The organism is Synechococcus sp. WH 8101 (assembly GCF_004209775.1).
Taxonomy (GTDB): Bacteria; Cyanobacteriota; Cyanobacteriia; order PCC-6307; family Cyanobiaceae; genus Synechococcus_C.
Genome location: NZ_CP035914.1, coordinates 989,056 through 1,000,964 on the forward strand (window position 1 = coordinate 989,056; position 11,909 = coordinate 1,000,964).

Genomic DNA, 11,909 nt, shown 5'->3' on the forward strand with positions numbered 1-11,909 from the left:
AAGACGCAGGCCTGGGGTTGTGGTGGCGATCTGGCCCCAACGGCCGCGCTTTGTGGCTGGTGGTGCGTGCGGAATGCCCCAGCTGTGGGGTCAGATGGCCCGCACCGGTGTGGGCAGTCCGCCTGCAGTGGTGGAGGCAGTGCGCCCCCAGCAGTGGGTGCAGATGGCACCACCATCTATATCTCTGAAAAATCAGAGAAAAAAGAACAAACCAAAAGCGCGAGCAGGTGGTTTGGATGGGGCTTTCAGCCAGGCAGGTTGAGGCGTGAGCAGCTGTTAGGGCCGGTGCCCATAGCCTCCCGTGTCCATTCAAGGATCGCTGCTGCTGCTTCCTATGCGCTTTTACGCCGTTCGCACCGAGGCCATTGAGCTGACGCATCAGGCCTTGCAGAAGCTCGATGAGAAGCGCACCGGTTCAAGGCGCCCGAGCCGTGCCCTGCGAGTGGCGACGCTGTACGGCCATCTGCAGTGCAGGGCTCAGGGCGGGCAGCCGATTCGCCTGGGTTGTCGCGAGCTCGCCAGTGCCTGGCATCTGCAGCCCCGTGAACTGAGGGCTGATCTGCAGGATCTGGCTGCGATCGGCTGGTTGAGTTACACGAGCAGTTCATCAGGGCTGTGCATTCGCCTGCATGACGCCGATGCGGTGATGTCAGCTGAGACGGAGGGTCAGGAGGGGGCAAGCGCGGCTGATGACCGCGCCAGGCAGGACGTCGGCCCCAGGGAGGGTGCTCTGCCGCTGGTTGTCTCTGAGTCGCCAGAGCGCAGGGCCGCAGCGAGTGATTGGATCAGCCGGTTCACGGCGCTCTACAACGCGCACAAGCCGGCGGCCTGGCCGGCGTGCAACAGCAGCTGCGCGGTCCTGGCGTCACGGCTGCAGCAGGCGATTCTCCAGGCCGGTGGCGCAGAGGCGTTCTGGGCTGTTCTGATCCGTGCCCTGCGGGGGATGCCTGAGTTCTGGCGTCACACCTACCCGGAGGGCCGCAGCGGCGTGGAGTGCGCCAGTGCGCTGCTCAAGGTGGATCGCGGATCAGAAGGCCGCGGAGTGGAGCACTGGCATGTCTTCTGCTGGGGGGATGGTGTGGATGTTGGTGGTGATGTTGCTGGGGCCGCTGCGGGTGAGAGCGATCTGCAGAAGGCGCATCGGCTCCTCTACTGGAGCCGTGACCACTGGCATGGCCGCGGGATTGAGACATCCAAGCTGGATCGCCGCGAGAAATGGCGCCTGGCGGAGTTGCTGGAGGCAGAAGGAGAAGGAACGCCAGGCACCGCCGCCGAACAGTTCAGCCAGCCGCCGCGTCAGCACTGAGGCCGCGGGGCGAGAGCGCCCTGACCAGGGCGTTGTTGTTGCCCGCACCGATCTCCCTGACCACCAATCTCCCTGACCACCCCGAACTCCCTGCCCTTGACTGCCACTTCCACTTCCACTTCCACGCTTCCTTCCACTGTCACTCCCATTCCGACTGTCACACCGGCGCAGGACCCGACGTCCGCTCAGTGCACGGATCCCTCAAATGCGGCTGAGCTGGAGCAGGGGATCCCTGGAGGCTTTGATCCAGCGCTGCTGCAGCGTCTGATCGATCAAGGGATCTTCCTTGAGACCGCAGCCGGCCTGGTGGCAGCTGCGCCAGCCGATGCGGCGCCGGAGCCGGTGTTGGTGGAGCACGAGAAGAACCTGCTGGCGGCTGTCCTGGTGGGCCCAGGCGATCAACGGGAGCGCTGGGGCCAGTTCCGCCGCGCCATCGGGCTGCGCTTTGACGAGCTGGTGCCCGGTTCGCTCTGGAGCCAACCGGGGCTACGGGCGCTGGCGCTGGAGATCGATGAACTGTTCCGAGGGCAGCGCGATGTTGCCGTGCTCAATGCAACAGCGATTCGAGAAGACCTGCAGCGCCGCGCCCTGGATGGACGCTTCCGCGGCTCGCTGCAACAGCTGGAGGAAGCGCTCAGGGAGGTGATCGCCTGGGGGGAAGACGGTCAGCCCCATCCGGAGCTGGAGTTCAGTCTTGCTTGTCAGTTATTCCAGAGCGCCAAGGCGCGGGCGGTGTTCTATCCCGGCCTGCGCCGCTTGATGGCCCGCGAGCAGCGCGATGGTGGCATCGACGCCGAACTGGAACGCTGCCGTGAGCTGCTCAATGAAGCAACGGCGATCACCGCCGGGCGCTTCCGGAGTCAGATGGAGATCTGCAGCGCCGCTGATGCGGCAACGGAATGCATCGCTCTGGCTTCCCTGCCAGAAGAGCAACGCCCCCAACCGATCTCCACTGGCATCCCCTCATTGGATGTGGACATGCGCGGCGGTGTCTTGCCTGGGACGGGCGACAGCACCTGGGTTCTGGCGGCCCGCTCAGGTGTGGGCAAAACGACGGTGGCGATCGCTGCTGCGATGGGTCTGGCGATCAACGGAGCGTCTGTTCTGGTGCTCTCCTGTGAACTGAGCCAGCGTGCGATTGGCGCCAGGCTGCTGTCGCACTACTGCCGGCGCGCCAGCGGTGGTTTCTCCTCCCGGTATTCGAGCAATGCCCTGGAGGGCCGCGCGGAGGTGATCGCCGGCCGGGATCTGGAGCGTCTGCAGCAACTCTCGTCCCAGTTCGCTGAAGGGATCGCCCCCAATGGTGAGCGGATGGGCCGGGTGCTGTATCAGAGCCAGTTCGCCGCGACGGCAGAAGAGCTGGCGGCGCTGGTGGAGGACTGCAAGAGCGCCCATCCCGAGCTGGCGGCGGTGGTGCTCGATCACTTCCATGCGATGGGCCCGACCGCGGGCTACGGCAGCAACACGACGGCGGAACTGGCGGCGCGGGCGACGACGATCAAGGCGATGGCGGGCCGCTGTGAACTGGATGTGCTGGTGGTGGCGCAGCTGAACCGGGGCGCCTATGGCAACCCCAGCGGCCCGGATGTGTCGCACCTGGCAGGGACCTCGGAACTGGAGCGTTACGCCTCAGCGGTGTGGCTGATCGATCGCCCCAAGGCCGATGAATTCGGCAAACCGCAAGCGGGTGTGCTGGAGGTGCATCACGGCAAGGCGAGACACGGCCAGCTCAGCGGTGAGGACGACTGCAGCAAAACGAGGATCCGGCTCGATCGCGGCCATTGCTATCTGGAAGCCGATGAGGCCCGTCACCTGTTTGCCGGCCATGACCTCTACCCCGGTGTGGAGTGCCTCTGATGGTGCCTGTGACGCGTAATCGCAGTGGTCCTCCCGCCTCGCTGGTGACGCCGGCGTTGCTGGAGCAGGTGCGCGAGCGGGCGCAGATCGTGGATCTGTTTGCCGCCGCTGATCTGAGGCGAGCCGGCCGGGAGTTTCTCGCCCGTTGCCCCTGGCATGACGACCGCCGGCCCTCGTTGACGGTCAGCCCCAAGCGCAACCGGGTGCATTGCTTTGTCTGCGGCAAGGGCACCGATGCGATCGGCTGGCTGCAGGAGCAGCAGGGGATGAGCTTCCAGGAGGCGGTGCTGGAGCTGGCGCGGCGCACGGGGCTGACGGTGGCGGAGGGTGACCCGGCGGCGCAACGGCGCTTTGAGCAGGAGTGGCGCGAGCGCAGGGCGTTGATGGCGCAACGCAGCGAGCAACGGGCCCGGTTTCAAGACGCGCTCGAACAACAGTTGCAAGAGGCAGATGGAGCTGGTGAGGCGGCGGCCTATCTCCAGTCCCGGGGCATCAGCGTCGACTCAGCGCGGCAATGGCAGCTGGGGACCGCGGGCGGACGTCTGATGATTCCTCTACAGGATCCCGCCGGTCAGGTGGTGGGTTTCTGCGGCCGGGCGATGGGGCAGCAGCAACCGAAGTACCGCAACAGCGCTGGCGATCTGCTGTTTCAACGCAATGGTCTGGTCTTTGGCCTGGATCAGGCGGCTGAGGCGATCCGCAGGGAGGGAACGGCGCTGCTCGTGGAGGGCCCGTTGGATGTGATTCAGCTGCATCAGGCCGGCTTTCGACATGCGGTGGCCTGTCTGGGCACGAGTGTGTCGGCGATGCAGCTGCAGCTGCTCAGGCGCCACGGCCTGAAGCAACTGCTGATCGCACTGGATGGCGATGCGGCCGGTCAGGCCGCCACGGAGAAGCTGCTTGTGCAGTTGCAGGATGCGTTGTTGGGCGATGGCCTCCAGGCGCTGGTGGTGCCGTTGCCTGAGGGCCAGGACGCCGATGGTCTGCTGCGCAGTCCCGGTGGCATCGCGGCCATGAAGGCATTGCTGGCCTCGGCGCCGCACTGGCTGGAGTGGCGGCTTGCGCGGGTGCTCGCACCCTTGAGCTCGGCTGAGCCCGCAGCGGGGGCTGATAAGCCAGGCCAAGGTTCAGGTGCGACCCCATACACGGGCCAAGGTTCAGGTGCGGCAAGCCTGGAATGCCTCCAGGCGGTGGAGCGGGCCGGCCAGGCGCTGGTGGACCAGCTCCCCGAGGGGGTGCTGAGGCGAACGGCGCAGCAACGACTGGAGCAGGCGCTGCGCCACCACAGCGGCGTCCCGCAGGAGCCGCTGGAGGGGAGTGGCTCTGCCGCAGTGGCTGGTGGCATCCAGTCCGGTGTTGCCCGTGTTGCCCTGCCAGAGGTCTGGAGCGGCGGGCTGCTGAGCGCGCGTCAACGGTTGGAGCGCCGGGTCTTGCGTTTGTTCATCCATGCACCGGACTGCCGCGAGCTGCTCGGTTGCCTGGCGCTGGAGGATCCCGCAGCGGCCGTGGCGATGGAGTGGCTGCGTCAGCTGGCGGCTGTGGCGGCGGCAACTGATCTTGCGGCGATGGTGCTGCCGCTGGCGACGCAATTGCCCGGCTCGGTGGCGGCGTGGCTGAGGCAGGCAGCAGCCCCCGGCCCTGAGGTGATCGCCTTGTTGCAACGGGACCCGCAGGCGGAACTGCAAGCACTGATCGAAGCCTTGGAACCGGTGACGTGAGCGCGTTGGTAACGGCGCGAACGCCATGGTGGTTGACGCCGGGTCTAAGAAGGAGATGTAGCAACAGCTACCAAGCGTTCACTCCACCACTTGCGTGGAGCGCAGTTCGATCCAGGCCAAGGAACGGGGACCTGGACTTGCTCCGAGGAACTGAATCATGACCCTGACCTATCGCGGCCAGACCGTCCAGCAGCGCCACGCTGCCGTGACGATGACCAAGCCTGCCCTGACCTACCGGGGCCAGGCCGTGGCCGAACGCAAAGGCGCAGCAACAACGGCAGTTCACCCTGCCCTGACCTATCGCGGCACGACCTATCGCAAGTGAGCGGTACTGAGGCGATCTGCCGCCCGAGTCAATTGCTGAGCCCCGCCCGGAGCGGGGCTTTTTTGATGGCAAGCCCTGCGGCTCAGAGCACCGAGACGGTGACGCCGGGTGTGCCCTGCAGCTTGCGGGCGATGGCATGGGCGCGCTCAGCGGGAATCAGGCGCTTTGTTTTGACGGGTTTGCCGCGCTTGCCGATCCACTGCAGCTCATAGGGGCTGGTGCCGCCTTTGGGGACACCGGGCGCGTAGCGATGAATGCAGAGGAAGCGGATCGGGCAGGAGAGGGGTTGAACAGCGCAGGCCATGGAGCGGAAGTGCGAGGGACACCACAGGTGAGGCACGGCCGCGCAACCCTCAGGCAAGGACACCCCGCAGGGGTGCATGGCTCGATCCTTGCCGGGTGAGCAGGCCCGTGGCTGGATGGGGTCAGACCTCGCGCTGCTCTGTGGGCCGGCTGGGCTCAGTTTTCCTCCCGTTCTGATGAATCCGATGACACACCTTCATCGCTGCTGTCAGGGCGATAAAGCTGCAGCGCTGGAAGAACCCGTCCAGCTGACTTTGACGCTTCAGCCCGCAGTGCTCGATCAGGTGGAGCAACTGAGGTTGGAATGGGGCCTGAACAGTCGCGCTGCCGTGGTCGAGCGCTTGCTGGTGGAGGTGTTGATGCCGATGGTGTGAGTCTTCAGGCCAACTGGCGTTTGCTGTGTTCTGCTGAGGACTGAGTCGGTGCAGAGGTGAGGGGTCGTGTTCCGTCGCTGTTGCCGGTGTTGCCGCAGGCGCTGGCCTTGGCGTGGGCAGGGCTGGTGACTACGCAGGTGGCAGCGTCACCGTCCTGGGCTGGATCCCAGGACAGGCAGGGTCAATTGCCAGCTCAGGTTCAGCCTCTGGCCCGTGAGCTCCAGGCTTATGGCTTCCAGATCCGACTGGCGCCGCCACCCAAACGCGGTGCCTATGGATTGTTTGACAGCAAGAGCCGAACGCTGTGGATTGCACCGGTCACGATCCCTCTGGGGATTGCCCGTCAGACCTTTCTGCATGAGGCGGTGCATGCCATCCAGAGCTGCCCGTCCGGTCAGTTGACGCCCCTGGGAGTCAGCGGCCCTTTGAATCCGGTGGTGGAACGTGAGATCAGCGCGATCCTGCTGCGGAACTATCACCACACCAACCGCTTGCTCGAACGTGAGGCGTTTCTGATGCAGGCCCAGCCAGATGCAGTGCCCCGCCTGCAGGCGCTGCTCAAGCGTCGCTGCAAGAAGTCTTCCCGCTGAGTATCCAGCTGCTCAGGCTTTGCCTCGTCAGCCAAGCTGCAGCAGCCGGATGGATGACGCCTGGACCAGTGAAGTGGGTCACGTCATCTCAACCGAGCAGGAGAGCCGCTCGGGGGGCGTGAGCACCGCGCAGGAAACCCTCGACGCTGAGATCTTCATCGATGTCAGGCCAATGGATGCCAAAGCCGCCACCAGCCGGTTCCCAGTTCCGGCGCTGCTCGGCAGTGGCATGCAACAGGCGGGGATACCAGACCATCGGTACGGAGATGGTGCGTCCGTCTTCTAGATCAACCGTCAATTTGTCGTCGGTGCAGACGACATCAGCAACACGTTCGCCTGGGTTAGCCATGCCAAACCTCCCATGCCTTGAGAAGCGTAGATGCAGGTCTCGATTCGCTTCTCGAGTTGCTTGGGTTGATGAACCAAAGACTCTTGTTGGACCCCCCGGCGGCGGGGGATGAGGATGCCACGCGGCGCAAGGGCTGCGCGAGCCGATCAAGGCGCGATGCGCTGATCGGCCCTTGCCCTCGCGTGTGGGTTTTATTCCTCGCCGCCACCGGGGTGGGTGGTTTGGGTTCTGATCGCATGAATGGCCTCCCGCGACTGCGGTGGCCCGGCGCATTGAGGCCGCTCTGAGGCGCCTGAAAGCGGCTGTGGTGGCTGCGTTGGTGGCGTTTGGTGTTGTGCCTTGGTCTTATTGAAATAGCGTCACTGCTGCTGCCTCAGGTGTGGTGAATCAGGCGCATTAAGTTCTAAGAAGAGGGGCAGAAATAGACCGGCGGCACTAGCGCATAGTACGCCTGTATTGATAGAATAAGAGGATGCTCGAGGGAGGGCGTTACGCCCAGCGAATCCCTTGCTGCTGCTGTCTTTTGCCTTCTAAACATTGGCTCTCAATCTTTGCTCTGGTGCCGCCGCATTGGCGCCGCCTGTTGTTTCATCAGATCCCTTGTCTGGTTGCACGCAACTGGTGATGGTGGCTGGTGGCGGCCGTGATCTCACCTGGCCGGTGGAGCGTGTTGCGGCCCATCTGCTTGAGGTCTCCTGTGGCCGTTTGGTTCAGGCCTTGTTCCATGGCGCAGCCCGCGGCGCCGATCAGGCGATTGCCGCTGCCGCTGAGCAGCTGGGTTGGCCCCAGTGGCCCTGCCCGGCGCAATGGGATCGCCATGGCCGCTCGGCCGGCCCAATCCGTAATCGGCTGATGCTTGTCACAGCGCTGGAGCGTGTTGCGGCCTTGCCGCAGGGCTGCGGCCTGCTGGTGATCGGCTTTCCCGGCGAGCGGGGCACGCGCTCATTGCTGGAGCAGGCCCGGTGCATGGCGCAGCGTGCCAGTTCCTTTCGGGTCGCGGTGCTGCAGATCCCAGGGGCATAGCCCACCACCCCACCACCCCACCACCCCTCACTTCTCTTCATTCCCTTTTCTCTCCTCACACCCCCATTCACCGATGTCTGTTGCCATTCCCCTTGCTTCCCCTCCGGCAGAAGCCGCCAAATTGCCCAGCCTCTGGGAGCTCGGCAGTGCCCTTGAGGCCGAAACCCATTGGATCGCCCAGCTCGCAGAACGCCTCGATACAGGTGATGAGGACGAACGTGCCCTTGCGATTGCCGATCTGGAGGACTCTCTCGCCTCTGAGGAGCACCAGCGGGAGGCGTTTGTGCGTAAGGCCGATGCCACCTGCTGGGTGATTGAACGTCTCCGCGCTGAGGCCAGTTACCACCAGTGCCAATCGAAACGCTTTGCTGCGCTGGCCAAAGGGGAGGACAACCGCGCCGATGCCCTGGAAGCCACCCTGGTGCATCTGCTCGATCGGCTGGAACCCGGCGCCAGTGCCCACCGTCTCCACGATCACTGCCTCCGCTCACGGCTGACAGAAGCAATTGAGATCGATGACGCCAGCGCCTTGCCCGCTGAGCTGCTCACGATCCAGACGACAAGCACCCCGAACAAAAGCTCGATCAAGGCCCGCATTCGCGCCGTGATTGCAGCAGCCGTGGCGGGCCTGCCCAAACCAGAAGCGGCTCACCTTGCCTTTTCGCTGGCTGCCACAGCGGTACCCGGCGCCCGCCTGATCAAACGACGCCACTGGTCCATCACCTGAGGCCACGGGCCTCCTTGCGATTGGGTTTGCAGCAGCGGGCCGGGGTTGATTCATCGATCCGGCCAGGCACTGCAAGCCCCATTTCCACTCCTTTCTCTCCAGTTCTCTCCACTCACTCACTCACGCCCTGAAATCTCGCCATGGCCATCACCTCCACAGCTACCAACGCCCAAGCCAGCAAGTCCGCAAGGCCTTCTGCCAGCGCCGGAGCCGAGCGCTCCGCCATGCCGCGACTCCTCCAACGCCACCCCTCTGCGTTGCAACTGCTGCGCGAATCGCTCCAGCAGGAAGGCGACGCCACCACACCCGCTCCTGCTGCGCCTCCGCACGTTGCAGCTGCTCCAGCTAAAGCAGACCCTGCGAGCGATGTAACCCCAGGATTCAGCGCCCGCCAACGGGAGTTGCTCGCCGCCCCGCTCGATCGCGCCAAGGTGCGGCAACGGGAGCAGGGCCGGATGCGGGTCAGCTACTTGGAGGGCTGGCAGGTGATTGCTGAGGCGAACCGGATCTTTGGTTTTGATGGCTGGGACCGGCTCACCTTGAACGCCAGCTGCGTGGCGGAACACGAGCGGCCGGTGGGGCGGGACCGCAAAAGCGGCTGGGGTGTGACCTACACCGCCCGGGTGCGGATTGTGGTGATCGCCGGTGAACGCTGCTTGATCCGCGAGGGTTCCGGTGCCGGCCATGGCATTGATCTGGATCAAGGTCTGGCCCATGAATCAGCGCTCAAGGAAGCGGAGACCGATGCGACAAAACGGGCGCTGATGAGCTTTGGCAACGCCTTTGGCCTGGCGCTCTACGACAAACAACAACGCCAGGTGAGCAGCGGGATGGAGCAGGGCCAGGCCCAGAGCCAGGGCCAGGCAACCAAGACCGCTCAGCAACAGCCCGAGCCGGTTGCTGCCCCCCTGGAGCCAGCGGTGATCACAGGGCTGCAGACGCGGATCAAGGCGCTGCCCCCGGCGAGGCTGGAGGCGTTCTCCAGGGGCTTCCGTGCTGCGTTCCAGGTGCCTGATGCTCAGCCCTCATTGGCGGGACTGATCACGACCAGCGCCCATCAGCGCTGGATCGAGGGGTTCCTGGCGGAGGAGGCCAATACCTGAACCTCCAGCACTGACCCTTTGCCCGGGAGCAACAGAAAAGGCCGGCCAAGGGGCCGGCCTGGACTGGGGCCTCAGCAGAGCTGGGAGGAGGAGGCCTGGATTGCCTCGATCAACGCCTCCTGCTCGGCCTCAAGCGCCTGATCGATTTCATCGATGCGGGCGAGGAAGGAGGCGATCACCGGCATCACCTCCTCTTCCAGGCGGGTGATCTCTTCTTCTCCGTAGGGGTGATCAATCCAGGGCCTGGGGATCAAGAGCCCCCTGGCGGAACGAGAGGAAAGGATCCACTCCACGGCGCGGTAGCAGGACTCAACCAGGGCGATCGGATCACCTGGAGAGGCGGAGATCAGGGAATGAAAGGCCATGAGCAACTGACGCCTGATGGCGCAGCGACGGGACGCCTGCAGGAACACCCCGCCCGGCAAGGGGCGAGTCCATCCGCTGATGCGCGGTGAGCACCGGCCCCGCCGGGGCGATCGCGCCAGAGCAACCAGCCGATTCGCCTCGCGTCAGCCCTTGCCCAGGGGTGACCCTGGAGAGGCCCGGCGCAGCGTTTCTTGCGGTGCCTCCGGGTGTTGGTGCTGCCGATGTCCCCTGCCCTCGCGGTCCGGTGGCGCAGTGCGCTCACCGCGCAGTCACCAGAGCGCCTGCCATGGCGATGGCGTGCCCACAACCAGGATGCCCACCGGTGCGGGGTTGGCAAGGATCAGGCCTGGCCGCGGTCTCTGCAAGGCGCATCTCTCGGTGCGATGCATCAAGCGCACCTCACGGTGCGACGCGGTCCCTGCCACCCCCACCCCAGCGGGCCTTGGACCTGGGTGTTCCACGCCAGTTCTCTCCATGGCACGTTCCTCTGCTCCCTGCTGCGAAGTCCGCTTCCTGGTGCTGCACACCTACCCGGATGGCATCAAGGCCTATGGCCATGAGCGGCTCACCATCCCGATCGGTCGGCGCGGCAAGCCGGTCAAAAAGATGCGCCTGATCCCTGCCGAGAGGGCCCATGCCCTGGCGCGGAAGCTGCAGGGCCGCTTCGGCACCACGGTGTCAGTGCTCTGAGGGCGATCGCTGATCGCCCTGGCCGGGAGGCGCATCAGCCTCCCGGGGTTGTCTGGGCGTATCAGCTGGAACTTGCCTGGATCCCTTCCTGGCGGCAGTGTGAATCCACCCCTGGGGTTGTCCCCGCATGAGCTGGCAGGAGTTCGAACGGCTGGTGGACGATGCCGAGAGCGACCGGGAGCTCCGCTGGGTGTTGCGCCACTGCCGCAGCGCCGAGGACCTGGTTCTGGCCGCCCGCAAGCTCGGCTACCGGGTGACGCGGGTGGATCTGCAGCGGGCGATCGAGGAGGAGCGGCAGGAGCAACGCGGTGATCGTCCGGTTGCAGCAGCAGCTGACGCCACCGCGCTGACCGGTGGCTGGGATGACGCGCGGGAGCGGTTGTGATCACCACTCCGCTGCACCAGCAGAAACAGAAGCTGCGGATCACCTACCGGGTGCTCTGGCCCAATGAAACCTCCCGGGTGTTCATCTCCGATGCCAGCCGAGCTGACGCCCAGCTGCAGGTGGAGCGCTGGCAGGCCTGGCGATCCTTCACCCGCTCGCAGTGGTTCCCGGCACCCTTGACCGCAGATCAGATGCAAGAGCAGGTGGAAGCAGATCTGCGTCAATCCCATCCCCGCGCTCTTGATCTGGTGGTGGAGCGAATCGAGATGGTGCGCCGCTGAGGGCGCAACGAGGAGCGCGATCGCCAATCTCGTCTGGTGCTGATGCGCTTGGCGCCAAAGACCAGCTGTTGCGCTGCCAGACTCATCGGTCTCATGCTGCTCCGGTTGCCAGCCATGACCGTCAACATCGAATGGCAGGACCAGCACGGCCGCTGGCATCACCTTCAAAGCCAGCAGAACCAGACCGACGCCTATCGCGTCGCCATGCGCCGGGCTGAATCCACCGGCAAACGGCATCGCCTGGTCGACGACTCAGGTCGATTGCTGGAGCTGCTCGCCGCCTGAGCTTGCGTTGAAGCGCTCCCGGCTGATCCAACGGCTCAGCCCCTCAGCTGCAGTGAGCGGCTGCGGCAGCAGAGCGGGGACCATGGGCGGGAAAGGTGATCACGAACCCGCGATCGGCTTGAGAGCAGAGAAGAAGGCCAAATCTGCATGGTTACGATTAGGCAAAGTTGCCACCTATGTGGTTATTACGGGCAAGTCGGCTTGCCCTCACCGCTCTGGCGGCGATG

At 65.1% G+C, this 11,909-nt stretch carries 16 protein-coding genes; 13 read left to right on the forward strand and 3 right to left on the reverse strand.

Annotated elements, in window-relative coordinates; genetic code table 11:
• Positions 1-334: 334 nt before the first annotated feature.
• The 4 genes from SynWH8101_RS05005 to SynWH8101_RS05020 all read left to right on the forward strand — a co-directional run bounded on the left by SynWH8101_RS05005 (position 335) and on the right by SynWH8101_RS05020 (position 5,206).
• The gene (locus tag SynWH8101_RS05005) at positions 335-1,306 is read left to right on the forward strand and encodes a hypothetical protein (protein WP_130128827.1); all 972 of its coding nucleotides are present in this window, start codon (positions 335-337) and stop codon (positions 1,304-1,306) included.
• 96 nt (positions 1,307-1,402) lie between these two features.
• On the forward strand, positions 1,403-3,163 hold the full coding sequence (locus SynWH8101_RS05010) for a DnaB helicase C-terminal domain-containing protein (protein WP_254428050.1): 1,761 nt from the start codon (positions 1,403-1,405) through the stop codon (positions 3,161-3,163).
• A gap of 8 nt (positions 3,164-3,171) precedes the next feature.
• Positions 3,172-4,881 carry a DNA primase gene (locus SynWH8101_RS05015; RefSeq protein WP_187007172.1) on the forward strand — a complete coding sequence of 570 codons (1,710 nt, stop codon included), beginning with the start codon at positions 3,172-3,174 and terminating at the stop codon, positions 4,879-4,881.
• A gap of 157 nt (positions 4,882-5,038) precedes the next feature.
• Positions 5,039-5,206: a DUF4278 domain-containing protein gene (locus tag SynWH8101_RS05020; protein WP_130128829.1), complete on the forward strand. Its 168-nt coding sequence runs from the start codon at positions 5,039-5,041 to the stop codon at positions 5,204-5,206.
• An 82-nt stretch (positions 5,207-5,288) separates the two neighbouring features.
• Here the strand turns inward: SynWH8101_RS05020 and SynWH8101_RS05025 are convergent, their stop codons facing one another.
• On the reverse strand, positions 5,289-5,573 hold the full coding sequence (locus SynWH8101_RS05025) for a hypothetical protein (protein ID WP_254428051.1): 285 nt from the start codon (positions 5,571-5,573) through the stop codon (positions 5,289-5,291).
• A gap of 121 nt (positions 5,574-5,694) precedes the next feature.
• Between SynWH8101_RS05025 and SynWH8101_RS14295 the strand changes: the two genes are divergently transcribed.
• A complete protein-coding gene (locus tag SynWH8101_RS14295) occupies positions 5,695-5,883 on the forward strand; it encodes a hypothetical protein (protein WP_130128830.1) in 189 nt (62 codons plus the stop codon).
• A gap of 185 nt (positions 5,884-6,068) precedes the next feature.
• A complete protein-coding gene (locus tag SynWH8101_RS05035; protein WP_130128831.1) occupies positions 6,069-6,473 on the forward strand; it encodes a hypothetical protein in 405 nt (134 codons plus the stop codon).
• A gap of 88 nt (positions 6,474-6,561) precedes the next feature.
• On the opposite strand, the gene SynWH8101_RS05040 is transcribed toward SynWH8101_RS05035, so the two are convergent.
• The gene (locus tag SynWH8101_RS05040) at positions 6,562-6,822 is read right to left on the reverse strand and encodes a DUF2442 domain-containing protein (protein WP_130128832.1); all 261 of its coding nucleotides are present in this window, start codon (positions 6,820-6,822) and stop codon (positions 6,562-6,564) included.
• 600 nt (positions 6,823-7,422) lie between these two features.
• On the opposite strand from SynWH8101_RS05040, the gene SynWH8101_RS05045 reads away from it, so the two are divergent.
• The 3 genes from SynWH8101_RS05045 to SynWH8101_RS05055 all read left to right on the forward strand — a co-directional run bounded on the left by SynWH8101_RS05045 (position 7,423) and on the right by SynWH8101_RS05055 (position 9,675).
• Positions 7,423-7,845 carry an SLOG family protein gene (locus SynWH8101_RS05045; protein WP_254428052.1) on the forward strand — a complete coding sequence of 141 codons (423 nt, stop codon included), beginning with the start codon at positions 7,423-7,425 and terminating at the stop codon, positions 7,843-7,845.
• Between the two features lie 73 nt (positions 7,846-7,918).
• On the forward strand, positions 7,919-8,572 hold the full coding sequence (locus SynWH8101_RS05050; RefSeq protein WP_130128833.1) for a siphovirus Gp157 family protein: 654 nt from the start codon (positions 7,919-7,921) through the stop codon (positions 8,570-8,572).
• Positions 8,573-8,712: 140 nt separating this feature from the next.
• A complete protein-coding gene (locus tag SynWH8101_RS05055) occupies positions 8,713-9,675 on the forward strand; it encodes an RAD52 family DNA repair protein (RefSeq protein ID WP_254428053.1) in 963 nt (320 codons plus the stop codon).
• 71 nt (positions 9,676-9,746) lie between these two features.
• Here the strand turns inward: SynWH8101_RS05055 and SynWH8101_RS05060 are convergent, their stop codons facing one another.
• The gene (locus tag SynWH8101_RS05060; protein WP_130128834.1) at positions 9,747-10,040 is read right to left on the reverse strand and encodes a hypothetical protein; all 294 of its coding nucleotides are present in this window, start codon (positions 10,038-10,040) and stop codon (positions 9,747-9,749) included.
• A gap of 475 nt (positions 10,041-10,515) precedes the next feature.
• Between SynWH8101_RS05060 and SynWH8101_RS05065 the strand changes: the two genes are divergently transcribed.
• The 4 genes from SynWH8101_RS05065 (at position 10,516) to SynWH8101_RS14030 (ending at position 11,682) form a co-directional block, all read left to right on the forward strand.
• Positions 10,516-10,731 (forward strand): hypothetical protein, encoded by a 216-nt coding sequence (locus SynWH8101_RS05065; RefSeq protein WP_130128835.1) that lies wholly within the window; start codon positions 10,516-10,518, stop codon positions 10,729-10,731.
• Positions 10,732-10,858: 127 nt separating this feature from the next.
• The gene (locus SynWH8101_RS05070) at positions 10,859-11,116 is read left to right on the forward strand and encodes a Nif11-like leader peptide family natural product precursor (RefSeq protein WP_130128836.1); all 258 of its coding nucleotides are present in this window, start codon (positions 10,859-10,861) and stop codon (positions 11,114-11,116) included.
• The gene (locus SynWH8101_RS05075; protein ID WP_130128837.1) at positions 11,113-11,397 is read left to right on the forward strand and encodes a hypothetical protein; all 285 of its coding nucleotides are present in this window, start codon (positions 11,113-11,115) and stop codon (positions 11,395-11,397) included. Before SynWH8101_RS05070 ends, SynWH8101_RS05075 begins: the two co-directional genes overlap by 4 nt.
• A 114-nt stretch (positions 11,398-11,511) precedes the next feature.
• The gene (locus tag SynWH8101_RS14030) at positions 11,512-11,682 is read left to right on the forward strand and encodes a hypothetical protein (RefSeq protein WP_165380922.1); all 171 of its coding nucleotides are present in this window, start codon (positions 11,512-11,514) and stop codon (positions 11,680-11,682) included.
• Positions 11,683-11,909: the final 227 nt, after the last annotated feature.